Genomic DNA, 19,521 nt, shown 5'->3' with positions numbered 1-19,521 from the left:
ATCAACGCCAGAGGCCCGGTAGACAACGCCTCTGGCGTTACGCGAGGCGGACGAGGTGAACGCGCTTCTTGCCCATCCGCACGACGATGACCTCGCCATGGAGCGCGTCCGCGGTGGTGACCATCTGGTCGATCCCGTCCACCTTCTCGTTGCCCAGCCGCACGCCGCCGCCTTCGACCAGGCGCCGGGCCTCGCCCTTGGACTTCGCCGCGCCCGCGTCCGCGAGAAGCGTCACGATGTCGACGCCCTCGCCTTCCAGGTCGCCAGAGGCTCGGGTGGACTCGGGGACGCCCTCGAAGACCTCGCCTAAGTCTCGGACGGTGAGGGCGGCGAGGTCGCCGCCGAAGAGGGCCTCGGTCGCGCGCTCGGCGGCTTCCAGGCCCGCGTCGCCGTGTACCATGCGCGTGACGGCCTGCGCGAGGGCGCGCTGCGCGACGCGCTTGTGCGGCGCCTCGGCGTGCTCCGCCTCCAGCGCGTCGATCTCCTCGTGCGAGAGCCACGTGAACGCCTTGAGGTAGTCGACCACGTCGGAGTCGTCGGTCCGCATCCAGAACTGGTAGAAGCGGTACGGCGAGGTGCGCTCGGGGTCCAGCCAGACCGTCCCGGCCTCGGTCTTGCCGAACTTCGTGCCGGCGGCGTTTTTGATGAGCGGGTAGACGAGCCCGTGGCCCTTGGCGCCGCGCGTTTTGCGCAAGAGGTCCGTGCCGGCGGTGATGTTGCCCCACTGGTCGGACCCGCCGACCTGCATCGTGACGCCCTCCTTGTCGTGGAGGACGAGGAAGTCGTAGGCCTGGAGGAGCTGGTAGCTGAACTCGGTAAACGAGAGGCCGATCTCGCTCTCCAGGCGGCTCTTCACACTCTCCTTCGCGGTCATGCTCGCGATGGTGAAGTGCTTGCCTACGTCGCGGAGGAAGTCCGTGAGCGGGATGGTGGTCAGCCAGTCGGCGTTGTTGAGGACTTTGGCGGCGTGCTCGCCCTCGAAGCTGAGGAAGCTCTCCATCTGCGCCTGGATCCCGCGCACGTTGGCGTCGATCTGCTCGCGCGTCTGGAGCGTGCGCTCGGCACGCTTGCCGCTCGGGTCGCCGATGAGGCCCGTCCCACCGCCGACGAGCGCGATGGGCGTGTGGCCCGCGCGCTGGAGTCGGGCGAGGCCCATCAGCGGGAGCAGCGAGCCAACGTGCAGGCTGTCCGCCGTCGGGTCGAAGCCGCAGTACGCCGTGACGGAGCCGCTCGCGAGGTGGTCTTCGAGGTCGGGCGTGTGGTCGAACACCACGCCGCGCCAGCGGAGGTCGTCTAGGAGAGTCATAATGCGTGATTCGTGATGCGTGAGCGGAGGGCAGTGAGGCGAAAAGGGAAGATCGAGGCTCCCTCACGCATCACGCATCCCGGATTACAGATTCGAGCGAAGCGAGAAAGGCGTCGTTCTCCTCGGGCGTGCCGATGGAGACGCGGAGCCAGCCGGGCGTGCCGTCGCGCGGCGCGAGGTCCGGGTAGCCGGTCACGTCGCGGATGTTGACGCCTCTGGCGGCGAGCGTTTCGCGGACCGCGGCGTGCGCCAGAGGCGTGCGGAAAAGGAAGAAGTTGGCCTTGCCGCGGAGCACCTCGCAGCCGGGCATCGCCTCGACGGCGTCGGCCAGCCGGTCGTGCTCGGCGCGGGACTCCGCCACGCGCTCCGCGACCAGTTCGGGCCGCGCGAGGACCTGGAGCGCGACGGCCTCGGCCAGGCGGTCCACGACGAACGGGAGGCGGGACTTTTCGATCTCCTGGATCAGGTCCGGGTGCCCCACGAGCGTGCCGACGCGGAGCCCGGCGAGGCCCATCGCCTTCGAAAACGTCCGCATGACGAGTACGTTGGGGTGCTCGGCGAGCACGTCCAGCGCGGTCGGGCCGGTGAGGAACTCGTGGTAGGCCTCGTCGATGACGAGGATGCCGGGGACGCCCGCGGCGAGCTGCTTGAGGTCCTCGTGCGGGATCGTCTGCCCGGTCGGGTTGTTGGGCGTCGTCACGACGGTGAGCGCGGCGCCAGAGGCCGTAGCCGCGGCCAGGATGGCGTCGGCGCTGTGCGTTAGATCGGCCTCTGGCGCAACCTCGGTGACCTCGGCCTCGAACATGCGCATCACGCTCGCATAGAGCGAGAACATCGGCGTCGGGAGGACGACCGGCGTGCCGGGGTCCACAAAGCAGAGCCCGAGCGTGTGCGTGATCTCGTTGGAGCCGTGGCCCACGATGACGGCCTCTGGCGCGAGGCCCCACTGCTCCGCGACCGCCGCGACGAGGCGATGCGGGCGGTCATCGGGGTAGCGGTTCCAGGGCGTCTCGCGGACCTCCTGGAGCGCCGCGTCCTTGATGGCGTCGAGGACGCTGTACGGGCTCTCGTTCTGGTCCAGCTTGGCGGCGATGCCGGTCTGGGTCGGCACGCGGTAGGCGCGCTCGCGGCGGATAGCCTCGCGAACGAGGTGGGTCGGGGCGTCGGACATGCTCGCAGAAAAGTGAGGCTGCAAGATGGCCGCTTGCGGAGGGGTGCGGGGTGAAGAGGGATGGAGAGATGCGGCTCGCCGGTGCCCCTCTAGTACCCCAACGGGACCTCGGGGGCCAGCCGGACCCGCGCCAGAGGCCGGAGCGCCGTCGGCCGCAGGACCTCGTTGCGGAGCAGGAAGCGGAGGCTGGCCGCCCACCCCGGCGCCGAGGCGAGCCGCCGCTCCAACGCCAGCGCCGCGTCGTCCTCGCCTCTGGCGAGACGCACGACGCCGAGGAGGTACAGCGCGGGTGCATAGGTGGGCTCGTGGTCCAGCACTTCGGCGAGGGCGTCCTCGGCCTCGCGCCAGCGGCTCAGCGCGACGAGCGCGCGGGCGTGCCCCATCGCGCCGAGGTGCGCGTAGGCGTCGGAGGCCCGGATCTCACGGAAGAGGCGCTCGGCCTGGATCGGATCCGTTTCCAGGTGGTGGTGCGCGAGCGCGTAGGCAGCCGGGAAGTAGCCGGCCTCGTGCGCGCCCTGGTAGATGCGCGCGGCCTCGTCGTCCTCGCCGAGGGCTTCCAGGACGGACCCGGCGAGGAACTGGAGCGCGGCGTCCTGCGGCGCGGCGCGGGCGGCGTCCATCAGCAGCGCGCGGTGGCGCGGCGCGTCGGCGGGCCTGTGGCCGGGGCCGGTCAGCGCCGTCGCGGCCTCGAAGGCGCGAGCGGCGGGAAGCGCGCGGGCGGCATGGCGGAGCGCGCGCGCCAGAGGCACCGGGCGGCTGGGCCGCTGGCGGAGCGCGGGAACGGGGTCGGCGGCGAGGCACACGTCCTCGCGCAAGAGGTCGGCCTCACCGTTCGTGGAGCGGCCGGAGACGACGACGCCGAGCACGCGGCCCCTGGCGTCGAGCAGCGGGCCGCCGCTGTCGCCGGGGCGGACGGCGTTGCCCGCCGTGCGGAGGTCCGGGCCGATGCCGGTGTAGAGCGCCGCGGCGGTTCCGACTTGTGGCCGCTCGAAGGCGTCCCCGCCGTTCGCCAGGGGCCACCCGAAGGTGAACGCGACGGCGTCGCCCGCGGCCTCTGGCGGCGCGACGGGCAGCGCGGCCATCCCCTCGGTCTCGCGCGGGTCGATGTGCAGGACCGCGATGTCTCGCTCGGGATCGAGCGCCCACACGCGGCGGACGGAGACGATGCGGCCCGACGGAAGCTGCACGCGCACGCGGCCCGCGCCTACGACGACGTGGTAGGCCGTCACGAGCGCATCGGGTGCGGCGAGCCACGCCGAGCCGACGCGGCGGAACGGCGCCCGCCCCTGCCGCCCGTCGGCCACGATCGCGACGACCGAGGCGGCGGCGTGGTCCGGCTGAACGGCGTAGCCGCGGAGCCTCTGGCGGCGCGTCTCGAGCGTGCGCCCGCCGAGGTCCAGCGCCAGAGGCGCCACGCTCAGGTCGCCCTCGCGGAGGACGCGGAGCGTATAGCGGCGCTCCAGTTGGAGCACGCCGCGGTCCCAGTGCTGCACGACCGGCCCGGCCGATTCCAGCGCCACGTCCTCACTAGCCTCTGGCGCCGAGGCGGTGAGCGCGCGGATAAACGGCACGCCAGAGGTCTCGTCTTGCAGCGCCACGGCGAGTTCGACGACCAGCGTAACGGTCTCGCCGACCCGCACCACGCGGCGGTCCAGCGTGCTGAACAGTTCGGCTTCTCGCGCGGCGGCCTCTGGCGCGGGGGCGTCCGCGTGTTCCAGCGCCAGAGGCGCGACGTCTGCCGCGCTCGCCTCTGGCGCCGCCCATCGCACCGCCAGAGGCAGCGCGAGAACGGAGAGGGCGAGGCAGAGCAGACGGGACATGGGAGCGGCGGGGTGCGCCGTCCCGTGGGCGGCTCAGCGCCCGGGTCCGGTCTCGGCGACGATCGCGCGGACCCAGGTGGAGAGCCGTTCCCGGACCATCTGCCCGACTTCCATCACTTCGGCGTGATTGAGCGGGCGGCCCTGGAGACCGGCGGCGAGGTTGGTAATGGTGGACAGCCCGAGAACGGGCATGCCGAGCGCGGCGGCCTGGATGGCCTCGGGGACCGTGCTCATGCCGACGGCGTCGGCACCGGCGCGCTGGAAAAAGCGGATCTCGGCCGGCGTCTCGTACGACGGCCCGGCCGTCCACACATACACGCCCTCACGATAGGGCACGCCGTGTGTTAACGCAATGTTACCGGCCTGTTTTCTCCACTCCGCGTCGTACGGGTTGGACATGTCCGGGAAGCGGTGCTCGCCAGAGGCCATCTTCCCGCTCAGCGCGCTCGTAAACGCGAGGTTGATGTGGTCCGTGATCAGCATCAGCGTGCCCGGCACGAACGACGGGTTCATCCCGCCCGCGGCGTTGGTCAGGAACAGCCCCTTCGCGCCGAGGGCATGTGCAAGCCGGACCGGGAAGGTCACCGCGCGAGGCTCGTGGCCTTCGTAGAGATGCACGCGCCCCTGCACGACGAGCACGGGGCGCCCTTCCAGCGTGCCCAGCACGAGCCGCCCGGCGTGGCCCTCGACGGTCGAGGCCGGGTAGTGCGGGACCTCGCCCGTCGGGATGATGACGGCGTCCTCCACCTCGTCCGCGAGCGCGCCGAGGCCGGAGCCGAGGACGAGGGCGAGATCGGGCACGAGGTCGGTTTGGGCGCGGATGGCAGCGACGGCCTCGTCAATCTGTCGGGCGTCTTCGGCGGGGTCGAACATCGGTCGGGCAGGAATCGGGGACGCGCAAGATCGCCCCGCCGCGCGCCTCTGGCGCCAGAGGCCTGCGCGCGCCCCTCAGCCGTGCGCCCGACGCGCGAGCGAGACGACGTAGGCCACCACCGCCACGGCCACGAGTTGGCGGCTGGGAATCACGCGCGGCGCAGCCAGCCGCGCCATCGGCACGTCGGTCCAGGCCAGCCAGAGCGCAGCGCCGAGCGCGAACACGCACACGACGCCGGCCAGCGCCACCCATCGCGCCGTGGCCGTGCGGCGCGCCCACCACGCGAGCGCCGCCAGAGGCGCGTACGGCAACACCAAGACGCCGAGCGACGGCCGGGGGACGGAGTTCAGCGTGGGCTCGCGCAGGATCACGGCCACCGTGACGGCGGCGCAGAGGGCACAAAGCCCCCACGCGATAAGCGTCAGGCCCGGAACGCGGCCGGCCTCTGGCGCCAGAGGCTCAGGCATCCCAGCCGTCGTCCGCGTCCTCTACGTCCTCGTCTTTGGCGAGCGCGGCCTCCACGGCCGTCCGGGCCTGGTCGAAGGAGAAGCCGCGGCGGAGCAGGAAGTCCGTCGTCTTCTTTTTGCGCTTGCGCGTGTCGGACTCGCTGGAGAGCGCGCGCCAGCGCTTGAGGCCGAGCGCGTTGGCGGACTCCGCCAGGTCGTCGGCGTCCAATTCCTCCAGCGCGCGGTCGATGGCGGCGCGGGGGACGCCTTTCTTGAGGAGGTCGGCGCGGAGGCGCTGCGGGCCGTGGCCGCGAGAGGCGGCGCGGCCTTTGGCGAAGGCCATCGCGTAGGCGGCGTCGTCCAGGTAGCCGTAGCGCTCCATCTGCGCGATGGCGTCCTCAGCGGCGAAGTCGGAAAAGCCCCGGCGCGCGAGCGAGCGTTTGAGCTCCGTCGAGGTCTTGCCGCCGAGCGAGAGGTAGTCCAGCGAGGCGCGGCGCGCGGCGATCACCTCCTCTTTCTGAAACAGCTTGTGCTGTGCCTCTGGCGTGAGCACGAGCCCCTTTTTGAGCCCCTCGCCGATGGCGATATCCGCCGCGATGCCGAAGGCGAACTTCCCATCCAGGAAGATGCTCACGCGGTCCATGTCCTTTTTCTGAGCCTGGACGGACGTGATGGTGCCTTCGGTCAGCGTCTCCACGTCGGGCACGCGGACGCGCTTCTCGAACGGGTCTTTCTTGCCGGCGTCGGGGCGCTCGGTGTCTTCGCCAGAGGCCTCACGTGCGTCGGAGCGGCGCTCCCAGGGGTTCTTTCGGTTCATGCTCTAATCTCGCCTCTGGCGGTGACAGGCGCTTGGCAGGGGAACGGGGATGCGGGAATGGGCAGAGCCTGTCGGCCTCCCTCCCCGTTACCACCGTGCGACCAAGCGCACGCCGGGGACGACGGCGGGGCCGAGGGCGCCGAGCGCCAGAGGCGCGCCGGGCGGCAGCCCCCCGCTCGCGAGCGGGCCGTCGCCCCGCAGGCGGGTTTCGGCGCGCGCGCCGAGGATCCACGTCACGCCAAACGCCTCGGTCTGCGCGTCGGCACCGAGCGTGAGCCGGGCCTCTGGCGCGTCGCGGTCGCCCCTCGCGCCGGGGCGGGCAGATTCGAGATCGAGCCGCGCGCCGAGCGTGGCGAGGCCGAGCGTCTTCTCGCCCGCGACGGAGAACGAGACGGGGCGGCTGTAGCGCGACGCGCGCCAGGGACGGACGGCGCCAGAGGCCTCTGGCGCCTCGCGGCGCACTTCGGCGCGCGCGAGCGAGAGGCCGCCCTGAAGCGCCCAGGTCTGGCGGCGGACGCCCGCGGCGAGGTCCAACCCAACCGCCCGCTCGCGGTGGGCGGGAAACAGCGCCGCCAGCGACGCCGCCTCGACGGGCGGCTCCTGGACCGCCAGGCCTCGGGCGAGGCGCACGTCGCGCGCGGTGCGGACAAAGAGGTCGGCGCTGAACGCGACATCGTCGGATGGGCGCCACTCGGCGCCGAGCCCGCCGAGCCAGGTCACGGCAGGCGCGATGCCGCCGCTGGCGAGAAGCCAGCGCGTGGCGGCGAGATCGCGCGGGGCGTTCGCGCCAGAGGCGTAGCCGTGCAAGCGGTGGACGGCCTGGGTCTGCCGCGCGAGGCCGGCGCGGAGGTCGAGCCGCTTGGGGACCGCGCTCCACCGCGCCTGCAGCCGCGGCTCCGCGACTGCGCGCGTACCGACGAGGGCGAGGCGTACGCCGGGGCGGAGTTCGAGGCGGGCGCTCGGCTTCCACGTGTCGCGCGCGTAGACCGCCGCCTCGGTCAGCCTCTGGCGGAGGCGCACGCCCTGGTCCGCGCTCACCTCGCGCACAGCGGCGTGGGCGCCCAGGCGGACCTGGTGGGTGAGCGAAGGGGCGTGATCGACCTCGGCGCGGAGGCCGCCTTCGGTGATCGCGGTTTGCGTGGCGAGGCCGGGGGTCTCCTCGTCGCCAGAGGCGCGCGTGAGGTAGGCGAGGCCGCTGGCGAACGTGCGATCGTCCACGAGGCCGTCGTAGCGGACGTTGGCGGCCGTGCTCGCGCTGCGGATCTCCCACGAGGCGGGAGCAGGGCCGGAGAGGAGGTCGGCGCCGAGGCGCGTGCCGCTGCGGTACGCGCCTGCCTCCACGGTTTGCGCCGGCCGCGGCGTCCACGTCAGCTTGGCCTCCGCGTCCCACGCCCGCCGCGCCGCGTCGGCCTCGCCGCGCCACCCGCGCGGGTCGATCACGAGCGCGCCCGCCTCGGCGCGCGCCGACGCCAGAGGCAGATCGCTCGGGCCGGGCCTCCCCCACCCCACCTGGGCGCCGAGCGTCGGCGCCAGAGGTGCAGAGACCACGCCCCGAACGCCGCCCAGGCCGCCCGCGAGGACGCCTCTGGCGTCGGGCCCCGGGGCACGCGTGGTGAGCTCCAAGACGCCCGCACCGCCGTCCAGCTCGACGGGGAGCGGGCCGTTGTGCAGCCGCGCCGACTGCAGCGCCTCGGGCTGAAACGAGGCGTTCTCGCCGTAGATGGGCACGCCATCGCGCACGACGAGCGCGCGGCCGGGGTCGGCGCCGCGCAGCGTGAGCGGGCCGCTGGCGCCCCCGGCGCGCGAGACGCCCGGCACGAGTGAGAGGCCGCCGAGCAGGTCGCCGCCGAGGACCGGCCCGGCGATGGAGAGCGCGGGCCGCCCGGCCTCTGGCGAGCCCGGCGGCGTGAGGACCGCCAGGCCGGGCTCGGGCTCCAGCGGCTGCGCCGACGGCCGGACCGTCGCGGCGGAGGAGTTCACCGCCTCGGGCCGGAGGCGGATCGTGGGCGGGAGCTGCGGCGAGGCCGGAAACACGTCCAGGTCCACCCGCACCGTGCGGTAGCCGACGTGCGAGACGCGGACGGAGTACCGCCCGGCCGGGAGCCGCTCGACGGCGAACTCGCCTCTGGCGTCGGCCACGCCGCCGAGGTCGAGGTCGACGAGCCAGACGTGCGCGCCCCAGAGCGGCTCGTCGGTCTCGGCGTCGGTCACGCGGCCCTCCAGCACGCCGGTGTAAAGGGAGGGGTCGTCTCCCAGGCCGGGCAGGTTGAGCGGGTCTGAGATGAGCACGAACTGCGCGCGCCGCACCCGCTCGGCGCGGAGCCCGCTGCCCGCCAGGAGCGCGCCCAGCGCCGGGCCCGGCGGCTCACCGACGGTGTAGCGCCCGCTTACGCGCACGTCCCGCACCAACCGCAGCGCGAACACGATCTCGACGCCAGAGGCCTCAGTAAAGGCGTACAGCGCCTCCGCCAGCGGCGCGCGATCCCACGTCAACGTCTGGGCCTCTGGCGCCCCTTCGGACTGCGCCATCGCGCCCGCCGCCACGCAGGCCGCGAGGATCGCGCACAGAACGGGACGGACGGCCAGGGACACGGCGGCGGCGGGGACTCTCGACTCGAACGATACGCGCCCCCGACAGCGTGTGCGGTCGGGGGCGCGGGGCCGGAGGGGGTGGAAGCGGCGTGGGCGCCGCCAGAGGCCTACCGCGCGAGGCGGAAGCCTTCGGCCGTACGGAGCACGTCGGCGTCGAGCGCGAGGGCGAGCGTGTTGAGCGTGCTCAGCGCGCCTTCAGACGTGTGGAACGTGCCGGAGACCGGCTCGCCCGCGAGGTCGGCGTCAACGCTGATGTCGGCGCCGGTGGCCTGCGCGATGCGGCGGACGACCTCGGCGGCGCTGAGCTCGCGCGCGTAGATCGTGCCGGTCCACTCCAGGTCCGAGGCCACGTCCGTCAGGCTCGGCGGGGCCGGCGCGTCGAGCGCGAGGATGCGGGTGGTCTCGCCGGGCGCGAGCGTCACGGCCTTTTCGGCCTGCGCGCGCGGCGCCACGCGGACCGAGCCGCTGGCGAGCACGACGGCGGTCGCGCTGGACTGCGCCAGAGGCTCCACGGCGACGCTGAACGTGGTCCCGAGCACGGCGATGTCGGCGTTGGGCGTCTGCACCTCGAACGGCGCGCTCGGGTCGCGTGTGATGTCGAACAGCGCCGTTCCCGCCAGGAGTCGGGCCTGGCGGGGGCTGATCTCGGCGCCTTCGCGCGGGATCATGAGGACGGCCCCTGGCGCGAGCGTGATCTCGGAGCCATCGGCGAGGGCCACGAGTTGCTGCTCGCCGGCGGTGATGCGCCGGAAGTCGGCGTCGCGGGCGTAGAGGAACGTGAGCACGGCGCCGAAGGCGACGACGGCCATGAGCGCGGCGCCTCGCCACACCCACCGGCCTGCGCGGCGGCTCGCTGGGCGGCTCGCGCCCGAGGCGACGGCCTCGCGGGGCTCGGCGCGGCGCTGCGGCGCGCGGCGGCGCGTCTCGCCAGAGTCCTCGGGCACGAGAGCGGCCTCTGGCGCCGCGGCGGCGTCCCAGGCGGCCTCGAAGGCATCGCGGTCGTCCTGGATGCGCCGTGCGGCGGCCTGAAGGCCCGGGTGCGCGGCGACGGCCTCGGCCACGCCAGAGGCGTCCAGCCGCTGGCGCTCGTCGGCGCTCAGGGCGTCGCGGCCGAGGGCGTGGAGCACGAGGAGATCGCGCTCGGGAAGGTCGCGCGAGAGGTCCGCGCGGACCTCGGCCTGGACGCGGCGCCAGAGGCGGGCGTCGGCTTCGAGGTCGGGGTTCTCGGCGAGGATCGCGTCCAGGGCGGCCTGCTCGTCGGGCGAGAGGCTGTCATGGAGAGCGAGAAGGGTGGTCGCGTCGCGCATGGGAAGGTCAGCCGAGGGTGGGAAGGCTGAGGAAAGCGAGAACGGTGGCGAGGACGGTTCGGAGGCGCTCAAAGGCGCGCTTGACCTGCATCTTGACGGCCGCCTCCGTCGTGCCGAGCGTCTCGGCGATCTCGACGTAGGGGTAGCCCAGTTCTCGCAGTTCGAGGATTTCGCGGGCGTGGTCGGTCAGCGCGCTCATCGCGCGGTCGAGGTCGATGCGGTCGGCGCCGTCGTCCGCGCCGACGCTGCCGGGCGTGGGCAGGTCGGGGTCGAAAAGTGCTTCGCGGAGTTGGCCTCGGCCACGGTAGAAGTCCTGGAGTTCGTAGAGGGCCGCTTTGAGCGCGAAGGCTTTGAGGCGGGCCGGGTTTTCGAGCGCCTCCAGTCCGCGGTGGATGCGGATAAAGGTGTTCTGCACGAGGTCGTCAGCGTCGGGAGTGCGGCCGATGCGGGCGCCGAAGAAGGAGCGCAAGACCGGCTCGATGGCGGCCATGAGCCTCTCGCGGGCGTCGCGGTCGCCGCTCTGGGCCAGCGTAACGGACTCGGGGCTAAAGGGGTGCATGGAACGTCCCCCGGCAGCCGGGGCGGCCGACGGGAGTCGTCGGCAGAGGTGTAGCCGCCTCTGGCGTGCACGAGGTCACACGCGGGCGCAGCGGGAATCTAGACGAGGGACCGGAGATGCGGGGTGAGGGATGCGGACGTTCGCCTGGGGCGCCAGAGGCTGTATCCTGGGCCATGCGGTTGCTGCTCGTCCTCTTCGCGATGGTCCTGGCCTCTGGCGCGGCGGCGCAGCCGGAGGTGACGTGGGAGCGCGTGGGAGATCGTCCGCACGACACGGTATTCCCGCTCTCCGTGGGTCCCGATGGCTTTCTCTGGTCGGCGTTTAACGAAGTGGAGGCGGTCAGTGGTGGACAGGTCTTTTACCAAGGCCTGTACCGACTAGCGCCGCCGTACGACTCGGCCACGCTTTGGGAGAAGGTCTCCGCACCCGTTCGAGGCTCCTCAAGGTGGGCCCATGTGGTCTCTCGTGACACGATCCTCCTGGATGAGGGGAATAGGACCTACCGTTCGACCGATGGGGCAGGGTCCTGGCAGCAGATTCAAGACGTCAATGGTGTCACGCGGATCATCGAGATGCCCGCGGGTTTGCCGCACGCTGGGCGCTTGATCGCCGCTCGTGGAGGCCAAGTGGCCTCCTTCTCGGACGACCGAGGCGCCACCTGGACCCCGGCAGACCTGAGCGGGCTTACCAACGGGTACGCCGAGCGCATCGCGGTCGTCACGACGGGGGCCCACGCCGGGCGCCTCGTGGCCGGGGGGCTCTCCGGCATCATCGCCTCCGACGACGGCGGCTACACGTGGCACACCACGTCCGAGTGGGCCTTCCGCCAGCAGTCCACCAACTGCATCGCGACGCTCCGTGGTCAGTCACCGAGCGGCGGCGACCGGGTTTTGACGGTCGTGAACGACATCCGCATCCCGGACGACTCCGTCCGCGTGAGCGTGTCGGACGACGGCGGGGAGACGTGGCAGCGGGGGGCGGGCCTGTTCCCCGGGGATTTCCGCACGTGCATGGAGGTGGTGGATCTCGGAGGCGGCCGGGCAGCAGCCGTGATGATGAGAGGGCCGGTGTGGTGGACCGAGGATGCCGGTGAGACCTGGGCACGGTGGGCGGAGTGGGAGGAGTTGGTGGCGCCCAGGGAGGTGGTTGGGGGCGACCCCCGTGCGTTCTGGGCGCTCGCGGGCCCGGACGGGCGGCTGTACATCGGGCTCTCCACTCCCGGCGGGGACAAGTACGTCTACGACAAGAGGACATCGGAGCCCGTGACGGCGTGGCCGGTGGCGGGGGAGCCGGCTCCGCGGGAGGCCTCTGGCGCGCGTTTGCGCGTGAGCCCGAACCCCGCCTCGGGCGCCGTGCGGATCGCGCTGGAGCTGGGCACGCCAGAGGCGGTAGCGGTCACGGTCTACGACGCCAGAGGCCGCGAGGTCTACCGCGAAGCCTCTGGCGCGCGAGGCGATCACGCGTGGGAGGTCGACACGCGGGCGTGGGCCGCGGGCGTCTACGCCGTGCGCGCCGAGGTCGGCGGCGAGGTGGTGAGCGCACGGCTGGCCGTCGCGCGGTAGGCCTCCCCACGTGGGGAGGCTCAGCCCTGCGAGGGCCCCAGAGAAGCGGCCGCGGCGGGCCCGCTCCGAGGATCCCCCGTTCCGCTTCGAGGGGCCCTCTCTAAATGGGCCTCGTTGGACTGGAACAGGCCCTTTTGCGTTTTCTCCAGAACGCGCCACGGCGCGCCAACGCGGTTTCATACGGACCAATACGGGGACTCCCGGGGACTTACGGGTCGATCCGCGCCAGGTCGCGCCGGCCAGTATTGCACGGCGATGCCACCCCCTGGCGGGACGTCGCGTGCCGCGCCGCGGGGCCTCTGGCGCGTCTCCGGTCACGTCAGAGGGGCCTACGAAGACCCGCCCCCCTTCATTGTCCCGCCCCGTGCGTCTCCACCACTGGTCCCAGCAGAGCAGGGAGCGGCGGCGTAGCCGTGTTGGCGGTCAAAAACCACGCGCCCGTTGGTCTATTTTCCCCCTGCTATTAGCGGACCACCCAAAATCCCAGGGCTCGTGCAAACCTCGTCTCGCCTCCTGATCGTCGCCGCGCTCGTGGCCACGTTCGTCCCCGCTCCCGCGCTCGGTCAAGCCCCCTATTACGCCGAGATTCAGCACGTCCCCGCCCCCGACCCCGTTCGGAACGGGCTCTTTGGCCGGTCGGTCGTCGGCCTCGGCGACGTCGACGGAGACGCCCACCCCGACGTCGCCGTAGCCGAGCCCGGCTCGGGGGAAGTCCACGTCATCAGCGGCCGGGACGGGGCGCTGATCTACACGGCCGCCTTGGGCGCGGGCGCGGACTCCGGCCTGCACGTCGCAGCGTCGGACGACGTCACGGGCGACGGCGTTCGCGACCTCGCCGTCGCGGTCGGCCGGGCGCGAGTCGTCCTGCTGAGCGGGGCGAACGGCGAGGCCGTTTGGACGGCTGAAGGCCCCGGTGCGTCCCCTACGAGGTTTGGGGCGGCCCTCGCGGGAATCGGGGACGTGAGCGAAGACGGCGTCCCGGACGTGGCGGTGGGCGCTCCGGGTGCGGACGTCGACGGCGTACAGGACGCCGGGGCCGCCTACGTGCTGAGCGGGGCCGATGGGTCCGTCCTCTCTTCCCTCACGTCCCCGAGCCCGATGCGGTTTGGGGGGTTCGGGTCGGCGTTGGCGGGCACCCGCGACGGGGTCGCCGTGGGCGCCCCCGCGGAAGTCGCGGACAGCACCTCGCGTGGTCACGTCTACGTATTCGCATCGGGTAGCCTCGTCCGAACGATCCCTGCGCCGAGCGGCGCGGACTACTTCGGGTCCACGCTTACCGGCGTCGGCGACCTGAACGGGGACGTGGTCGACGACCTCGTCGTAGGTACCCCCAGCGCAAACGTCGGCGGAGCTTACGAGGCTGGGCGAGCGTACGCCGTGAGCGGGGCGACCGGGGAGGCCCTCTACTCCCTCACGTCGACGGATCCTGACTACGGCGCCCAGTTCGGGGCCACCGCTGCGCCTGTTAGGGATCTCGACGGGGACGGGGTCGGCGAGCTCGCAGTCGGCGCCCCTGGGGCGGGCCGGGTCACGCTGTTCAGCGGACGGACGGGCACCGCGCTTAAGCTCCTCTCCGGGCCCTACGCGGGCAGCCTCGGGACGGCCACCGACCACTTCGGGAGCTCAATCGTTGAGGTAACCCCGGCCGGCGGCCGGACGGTCCGCCTTGCCGTCGGGGCGCCGGATTTCGAGTTCGACAGACGCGGCAGGGTCGACATCGTAGCGCTCCACCCCGGCGACGCCTTGGACGGTGGCGCCGTGGTCTTCACGCCTACTCCCGGCCGACCCCGTGGGCATTTCGGGACGGCGGTCGCGGTCCTCGACGACGTCGATGGCGACGGCCGGCCAGATTACCTCGTGGGGGCCCGCGGAGAGGCCAGGGCGTACGTCATGACGGGCGACGGGACCACCCTCTACACCGTCAGCCCCCCAGACCCGTCTGAGAGCGTCTGGTTCGGAGGGGAAGCGGACGTGACCTGTGACGTAGACGGGGATGGCGTCCGAGACTTCGTGATCGGAAACGAGCTCACCCTCCGCGGGCCTGGCGCTGCTTCCGTGTTCAGCGGAGCGAACGGGGCCCTGCTTTACTCGCTGTCGTCGCCAGACCCCGTCGAGGGCGGAGGCTTCGGGCACGCTGTGGCCTCCACGCCCGACGCCGACGGCGATGGGTTCTGCGACATCGCCGTCGGGGCGCCGCGGGAAGACGGGCCCAACTACGCGGGCCGCGCGTACCTCTTCTCGGGCCGTGACGGGTCGCTCGTGCACGCGTTCAACGCCCCTGATGGGCGCGCGAGCCGCGAGTTCGGAAAGGCTGTGGCCGGCGTCGGCGACATCGACGGGGATGGGTTGGGAGAGCTGGCTGTGGGTGCCCCATCGTACGATGGAGGCCGGGTACACGTCTTCGCTGGCAGCGACGGCTCTCCCACCCTGACGCTCAACTACCCGGGGGCTCATAACCCGGGCCATTCGTTCGGAAGGTCTCTGACAGGGCCTGGGGACATCGACGGGGACGGGGTCCCTGACGTCGTTGTCGGTGCAAGCACCACGCAGTTAGCGCCGTACCTCTACGCGCTCAGCGGGGCGGACGGGTCTCCGATCTACGCCCTCGACGCACCAGCCGCGGGGCTGTGGTACGGGCTGCGGCTCTCGCCCGCAGGCGACCTTGACGGTGACGGCGTCGGTGATTTCGCCGTAGCGGCATCCGGGTCTAGAGAACCCGCCCGCGTGTACCTGATGGATGGGGAGGACGGCTCGATCCTCGGTACGATATGGCACCCGCTCGGGCGGACCGAAGGCGTAGGCGTCTTCGACATCGGAAGCGGGGTTGCCGTAGTCGGCGCGTCGTATGAGAACGAGGGGAACGTGCCTAGCGCTGGCCGGGCCTACGTCGTGCCCATCGCATCGCTCGTGACGTCCACCGAGTTCGACGGCCCCGGCGAAGCCGCGATGGCCCACGCGTATCCCAACCCCACACCCGGGCCCATCACGTTCAGCCTTCACCTCCGCTACCCCGGTCCCGTCACGGTTAGGTTCTTCGACATGCTAGGAAGAACGGTTCGTAAGCCACTCGAGCTCGAGATGGAAGCGGGGACGCAAGACGTCCGCGTTGACCTCGGAGACCTCGCGCACGGGGTGTACGCCGCGTCCATCGAGACGAGTGGAGGCCGATATGTCCAGCTCATCACGGTTCACTAAGCCGCGCTCCCCCGGCCTCCAGGTCAAGCCTGGCTCAGCGAGGGGCGAGCGGAGCTTCCGCTGGGGGCTGCCGCCGAAGGGTACGGTGCGGGCCCGCCCGCGCTGGTGCTCGGCAGGACCGGGCCGATGGCACAGCGGCTTCCGCACGAGGCTCGTCGCCTTCCCGAACCCGGCCTCCGGGGCGGTCGAGGTCGCGATCCAGCGGCCGAGCGGTTCCGGCGCTGCCCGCCTCGTCGTCGTGGACGCGCTCGGGCGCCGCGTGATCGAGCGGGCCGCCGACGCGCCCGATCAGGCCGGAGAGAGCTGAGCCCTGGACGTGTCGGGGCTGCCGGCGGGGCTCTACGTCGTGCGCGTAGAGATGGCCGATGGGACGGCCGCGAGCACCGCCCTCTATAGCCCGGTGATGACGACGCCCAGACGTGGAACCCCGCCCAGACGCGAAAGGCGTGAGACGCCCGAGCGCGGCTCGCGTGCGCGGCCCTGCGTGGGCCTCGCCGCGAGGACGCTCGTGGCGCGAGCGCTCCTCGCGATGGTCCTGGCCTCTGGCGCGGCGGCGCAGCCGGAGGTGACGTGGGAGCGCGTGGGCAACCACCCCCACAACACGCCCTATCCCCCCTCGTTCGGCCCCGACGGCGCGCTCTGGGGCGTGTTCGCGGACCGGAACAGCCTCGACGGCGAGGAGGTCGTGTACGACGGCATCTACAGGCTCCCCCCGCCCTACGACTCCAGCGCGGTCTGGGTAAAGGTGTCGGACCAACCCCGGGGCGCCGTGGGCGCCATCCACGCCCTGGGGCGGGACACCCTCATCATCGACGAGCTCGGGGGCGCCTACCGCTCCGTCGATGCGGGGCAGTCCTGGACCCGGCACGAGAGCATTGGTAGGACGCTGCGGATCGTGGAGATCCCCGCGGGGCTGCCCTACGCCGGCCGCCTCGTCGCCATGCAGGGGAGCGGGATGGCGCACCTCTCCGACGACCGCGGCGCGTCGTGGAGGGAGGCCACCGGCTGGCTCTACGACGCCTACGGCAACGACGCCCACGCCGAGCGCGTCGCCGTCGTCACCACGGGGCCCCACGCCGGGCGGCTCCTCGGCGCCGGGCTCTCCGGCGTCACCCGCTCCGACGACGGGGGCGACACCTGGCACCCCACGCCGGAATACGCCTACGCCCAGCAGGCCACGGGCTGCATCGCCACGCTCCGCGGGCGGGCCCCCGGCGGGGGCGACCGCGTGGTCACGGTCGTCAACGACATCCGCGTCCCCACCGACAGCGTGTACGCCCGCGTCTCCGACGACGGGGGCGACACGTGGCGGCAGACGGCGGAGCTCTGGCCGTACGGGGCGTTCGGGACGTGCGTGGACCTCGTGGACCTCGGGGGCGGGCAGGCGGCGGCGGTGATGATGCGGGGGCCGGTGTGGTGGACGGGCGACGCGGGGGAGACGTGGTCGCTGTGGGCGGAGTGGGAGGAGCTGTTCCCGCCAGAGGAGCACGGCCCTGAGGTAGGCAACCCGCGCGCGCAATGGGCGCAGGCGGGCCCGGACGGGCGGCTGTATGTGGGCGTGTCGTCCCGAGGGCCGGTGTGGGACAAGCGGACGTCGGTGCCGGTCGTGGCGGTGGCGGGGGAGCCCCCGCCGCGAGAGGCCTCTGGCGCGCGGTTGCGCGTGAGCCCGAACCCCGCCTCGGGCGCGGTGCGGATCGCGCTGGAGGTGAGCACCCCAGAGGCGGCAACGGTCACGGTCTACGACGCCAGAGGCCGCGAGGTCCACCGCGAAGCCTCTGGCGCGCGAGGCGATCACGCGTGGGAGGTCGACACGCGGGCGTGGGCGGCGGGCGTCTACACCGTGCGCGCCGAGGTCGGCGGCGAGGTGCTGAGAGCGCGGTTCACCGTCGCGCGGTAGCGCCAGAGGCTCAGCCTAGCCGCGCGATCACCAGACCCACGATGCCCGCCACGAGCGCGCCTTTGAGCCATCCACTGGCGCGGCGCGAGGGCTCGCGGAGCGGCTCACCCACGCCCAACGTCGCCCCCAGCGTCCATAGCGCCATCAGCAGGCACGCCGCCAGAGGCAGGCCCCACACGTAGAACGATGCGCCAACGACCTCGGCCGCCAGAGGCAACGCCGCCAGCACGAGCACGATCACGCCAATGCTGAGCCCCAGCGCGCGGCGCTCGCCCCACACGATCGGCAGCGTGCGCGCGCCGCCTGCGCGGTCGCCCTCGGCGTCCTCCACGTCCTTCGCGATCTCGCGTGCGAACACGATGGCCGCGCCCACCAGCCCCCCCGCCCACAGCGGGCCTCTCGCGGGACCAACCGCGAGGCCACCGAACGCCACGCCCATTCCAATCACGGCCGCGACTGCCACGTTGCCCAGCAGAACGGTCCCCTTCAGCTTCGCGCTGTACACCCACAGCAGCGCCACCGACGCCGCCGAAATCGCCGCGTGCAGCGGCGAGACCAGCGAGCCCAGGAGAACGCCGCCCGCCGAGAGCAGCGCCCAGAAGATCCACGCCGCGCGCGCCGAGACCGTCCCTGCCGCCAGAGGCCGCCCGGGCCGGTTTACGCGGTCGATCTCCACGTCGTACAGGTCGTTGACCACGTTGGAGCCTGCGCCCACGAGCGTGGCCGAGCCCATCGCGAGGAACAGCGCCCCCAGGGCGGCGCCCTCAAACGCAGCGGCGCCCGCCACGAGGGCCCCTCCCAGCGCCGTCGCGGCGAGGAAGAGGATCACGTTGAGCGGGCGCGTGAGGCGGAGCAGGTCCATACCGCGAACCTACGCCTCTGGCATCCAGGGCAGGTCCTTGCCGCACGATCTGCGCGCGGCGCTACGCCAGAGGCTGCTCGCACGGGGCCGCCTCTGGCGCAAGAGGCTAGGCGACGGCCTCGTCCTCTTCCAGCGTGCGGAGGTAGTCCTCCACGGAGCCCACGCTGACGCGCGTCTCGCCTTTGATCTTCTTGGCCTTGATGCTCCCCTGGCGGATCAGCTTCTGGACCTGGTTCCGGTCGATCAGCTTGAGCAGGCGCCGCGCCTCGGTCCGGCTCACGGTGTCATCGCGGTACTCGGCCGCGAAGCCATTGAGGAAGTCCAGGGAGGACGGGCTGATCTCGATCAGGCGAGTCTCCTGGTTGCGCTTCGAAATCCCCCAACCGAGGTTCGCGTTGATGAGCCCTCGGTCCGTCCAGCGGACGAGAGTCTGTTTGGAGATGAGAAGCGCCTCGGATAGTTCGTCGAGGTCAAGCTTGGTCGCGTCGTCGGTCATGGCAGGAGAGGCCCGGAGTGTGCGGTGGTTGTTGTGACACCTTCCACGCCACACGCTCCGAAAAGGTCCCTCTGATCGCCTGCGTTTTCGCCCTCGTCCCAGGCACGTTCGCGCGGCGCCAGCCGACTCACCTTCAACGGGTTAGATGACTCTGCCTCACCGCATCTGACGGTCCGTGAGGTCCTCCAACGCCTCTGGCGTCAGCACCCGCCACGACGGCGAGCCGAGGGAGCCGCTGGACGTCCGGCGGAACGTCGCTTTAACGAGGACGGCCTTGCCGCTATCGCTCCCCTCTTCCGCGAACGAGGCGGCCGTGAACCGGAACACGAAGGCCGCCTCCACCGGGTTGAAGCCCAGCTCGCGCCCGATCGTCTCCGCCACGTACGGCGCCTCGTCGGTCACGGGCGCTCGCCCGTTGGCCGCCCGGTCATCCACGACGACGGTATGCGGGCGCCTCTCGTCGCCAGAGGCGAACACCCGGACGCGCACCGCACGCGGCCGATCGCCGTTGTAGCTCCGCCACGTCACTTCCTGATCGTGGAGCGGGCCGGACTGCGCGGAGACGGGGGCGGCCACCCAGGCTAGGGCGAGAAGGACAAGTAGGCGCATGGCTCAAA

At 72.3% G+C, this 19,521-nt stretch carries 16 protein-coding genes; 4 read left to right on the top strand and 12 right to left on the bottom strand.

All coding sequences use genetic code 11. From position 1 onward, the window contains the following. Nucleotides 1-37: 37 nt before the first annotated feature. The 9 genes from tyrS to BSZ36_RS01395 form a co-directional block, all read right to left on the bottom strand. Nucleotides 38-1,306 (bottom strand): tyrosine--tRNA ligase, encoded by a 1,269-nt coding sequence (gene tyrS, locus BSZ36_RS01435; protein ID WP_094545384.1) that lies wholly within the window; start codon nucleotides 1,304-1,306, stop codon nucleotides 38-40. A gap of 70 nt (nucleotides 1,307-1,376) precedes the next feature. Further along, nucleotides 1,377-2,477, bottom strand: a complete 1,101-nt coding sequence (gene hisC, locus BSZ36_RS01430) for a histidinol-phosphate transaminase (RefSeq protein WP_094545383.1) — start codon at nucleotides 2,475-2,477, stop codon at nucleotides 1,377-1,379. Between the two features lie 89 nt (nucleotides 2,478-2,566). Further along, nucleotides 2,567-4,297, bottom strand: coding sequence for a tetratricopeptide repeat-containing S1 family peptidase (locus tag BSZ36_RS01425; RefSeq protein WP_094545382.1), 1,731 nt, complete (start codon nucleotides 4,295-4,297; stop codon nucleotides 2,567-2,569). 33 nt (nucleotides 4,298-4,330) lie between these two features. Beyond that, the gene (locus BSZ36_RS01420; protein WP_094545381.1) at nucleotides 4,331-5,170 is read right to left on the bottom strand and encodes a purine-nucleoside phosphorylase; all 840 of its coding nucleotides are present in this window, start codon (nucleotides 5,168-5,170) and stop codon (nucleotides 4,331-4,333) included. A 75-nt stretch (nucleotides 5,171-5,245) separates the two neighbouring features. Beyond that, nucleotides 5,246-5,638: a hypothetical protein gene (locus BSZ36_RS01415; RefSeq protein ID WP_094545380.1), complete on the bottom strand. Its 393-nt coding sequence runs from the start codon at nucleotides 5,636-5,638 to the stop codon at nucleotides 5,246-5,248. After that, a complete protein-coding gene (locus BSZ36_RS01410) occupies nucleotides 5,631-6,434 on the bottom strand; it encodes a regulatory protein RecX (RefSeq protein WP_094545379.1) in 804 nt (267 codons plus the stop codon). The genes BSZ36_RS01415 and BSZ36_RS01410 overlap by 8 nt, the downstream gene beginning before the upstream one ends. A gap of 87 nt (nucleotides 6,435-6,521) precedes the next feature. Beyond that, nucleotides 6,522-9,026: a TonB-dependent receptor gene (locus BSZ36_RS01405; protein WP_143536714.1), complete on the bottom strand. Its 2,505-nt coding sequence runs from the start codon at nucleotides 9,024-9,026 to the stop codon at nucleotides 6,522-6,524. 107 nt (nucleotides 9,027-9,133) lie between these two features. Further along, nucleotides 9,134-10,333, bottom strand: coding sequence for a FecR family protein (locus BSZ36_RS01400; protein WP_094545377.1), 1,200 nt, complete (start codon nucleotides 10,331-10,333; stop codon nucleotides 9,134-9,136). 7 nt (nucleotides 10,334-10,340) lie between these two features. Next, nucleotides 10,341-10,892 carry an RNA polymerase sigma factor gene (locus tag BSZ36_RS01395; protein ID WP_094545376.1) on the bottom strand — a complete coding sequence of 184 codons (552 nt, stop codon included), beginning with the start codon at nucleotides 10,890-10,892 and terminating at the stop codon, nucleotides 10,341-10,343. A gap of 173 nt (nucleotides 10,893-11,065) precedes the next feature. Between BSZ36_RS01395 and BSZ36_RS01390 the strand changes: the two genes are divergently transcribed. The 4 genes from BSZ36_RS01390 to BSZ36_RS01375 all read left to right on the top strand — a co-directional run bounded on the left by BSZ36_RS01390 (nucleotide 11,066) and on the right by BSZ36_RS01375 (nucleotide 17,546). Next, a complete protein-coding gene (locus BSZ36_RS01390; RefSeq protein WP_179270959.1) occupies nucleotides 11,066-12,454 on the top strand; it encodes a T9SS type A sorting domain-containing protein in 1,389 nt (462 codons plus the stop codon). A 492-nt stretch (nucleotides 12,455-12,946) separates the two neighbouring features. Next, complete coding sequence (locus tag BSZ36_RS01385; RefSeq protein ID WP_094545374.1) at nucleotides 12,947-15,649, top strand: FG-GAP-like repeat-containing protein; 2,703 nt, start codon at nucleotides 12,947-12,949, stop codon at nucleotides 15,647-15,649. A gap of 85 nt (nucleotides 15,650-15,734) precedes the next feature. After that, complete coding sequence (locus BSZ36_RS01380) at nucleotides 15,735-15,956, top strand: hypothetical protein (RefSeq protein ID WP_094545373.1); 222 nt, start codon at nucleotides 15,735-15,737, stop codon at nucleotides 15,954-15,956. A 201-nt stretch (nucleotides 15,957-16,157) separates the two neighbouring features. After that, complete coding sequence (locus BSZ36_RS01375; RefSeq protein WP_143536712.1) at nucleotides 16,158-17,546, top strand: T9SS type A sorting domain-containing protein; 1,389 nt, start codon at nucleotides 16,158-16,160, stop codon at nucleotides 17,544-17,546. A gap of 10 nt (nucleotides 17,547-17,556) precedes the next feature. On the opposite strand, the gene BSZ36_RS01370 is transcribed toward BSZ36_RS01375, so the two are convergent. The 3 genes from BSZ36_RS01370 to BSZ36_RS01360 form a co-directional block, all read right to left on the bottom strand. Then, nucleotides 17,557-18,408, bottom strand: coding sequence for a geranylgeranylglycerol-phosphate geranylgeranyltransferase (locus tag BSZ36_RS01370; RefSeq protein ID WP_094545371.1), 852 nt, complete (start codon nucleotides 18,406-18,408; stop codon nucleotides 17,557-17,559). A gap of 106 nt (nucleotides 18,409-18,514) precedes the next feature. After that, entirely contained in the window at nucleotides 18,515-18,904 is a 390-nt protein-coding gene (locus tag BSZ36_RS01365) for a helix-turn-helix domain-containing protein (RefSeq protein ID WP_094545370.1), read from the bottom strand. 156 nt (nucleotides 18,905-19,060) lie between these two features. After that, nucleotides 19,061-19,513: a hypothetical protein gene (locus BSZ36_RS01360; protein ID WP_094545369.1), complete on the bottom strand. Its 453-nt coding sequence runs from the start codon at nucleotides 19,511-19,513 to the stop codon at nucleotides 19,061-19,063. Nucleotides 19,514-19,521 lie beyond the last annotated feature (8 nt).

It is taken from the genome of Rubricoccus marinus (assembly GCF_002257665.1).
Taxonomy (GTDB): Bacteria; Bacteroidota; Rhodothermia; order Rhodothermales; family Rubricoccaceae; genus Rubricoccus; species Rubricoccus marinus.
This window is presented reverse-complemented; position numbering and strand designations above follow the sequence as displayed.

What these genes read in the sequence shown, in the direction of transcription:
- tyrS (WP_094545384.1), bottom strand. Translation starts at nt 1,306, where the DNA reads ATGACTCTCCTAGACGACCTCCGCTGGCGCGGCGTGGTGTTCGACCAC.
- hisC (WP_094545383.1), bottom strand. Translation starts at nt 2,477, where the DNA reads ATGTCCGACGCCCCGACCCACCTCGTTCGCGAGGCTATCCGCCGCGAG.
- BSZ36_RS01425 (WP_094545382.1), bottom strand. Translation starts at nt 4,297, where the DNA reads ATGTCCCGTCTGCTCTGCCTCGCCCTCTCCGTTCTCGCGCTGCCTCTG.
- BSZ36_RS01420 (WP_094545381.1), bottom strand. Translation starts at nt 5,170, where the DNA reads ATGTTCGACCCCGCCGAAGACGCCCGACAGATTGACGAGGCCGTCGCT.
- BSZ36_RS01415 (WP_094545380.1), bottom strand. Translation starts at nt 5,638, where the DNA reads ATGCCTGAGCCTCTGGCGCCAGAGGCCGGCCGCGTTCCGGGCCTGACG.
- BSZ36_RS01410 (WP_094545379.1), bottom strand. Translation starts at nt 6,434, where the DNA reads ATGAACCGAAAGAACCCCTGGGAGCGCCGCTCCGACGCACGTGAGGCC.
- BSZ36_RS01400 (WP_094545377.1), bottom strand. Translation starts at nt 10,333, where the DNA reads ATGCGCGACGCGACCACCCTTCTCGCTCTCCATGACAGCCTCTCGCCC.
- BSZ36_RS01395 (WP_094545376.1), bottom strand. Translation starts at nt 10,892, where the DNA reads ATGCACCCCTTTAGCCCCGAGTCCGTTACGCTGGCCCAGAGCGGCGAC.
- BSZ36_RS01390 (WP_179270959.1), top strand. Translation starts at nt 11,066, where the DNA reads ATGCGGTTGCTGCTCGTCCTCTTCGCGATGGTCCTGGCCTCTGGCGCG.
- BSZ36_RS01370 (WP_094545371.1), bottom strand. Translation starts at nt 18,408, where the DNA reads ATGGACCTGCTCCGCCTCACGCGCCCGCTCAACGTGATCCTCTTCCTC.
- BSZ36_RS01365 (WP_094545370.1), bottom strand. Translation starts at nt 18,904, where the DNA reads ATGACCGACGACGCGACCAAGCTTGACCTCGACGAACTATCCGAGGCG.
- BSZ36_RS01360 (WP_094545369.1), bottom strand. Translation starts at nt 19,513, where the DNA reads ATGCGCCTACTTGTCCTTCTCGCCCTAGCCTGGGTGGCCGCCCCCGTC.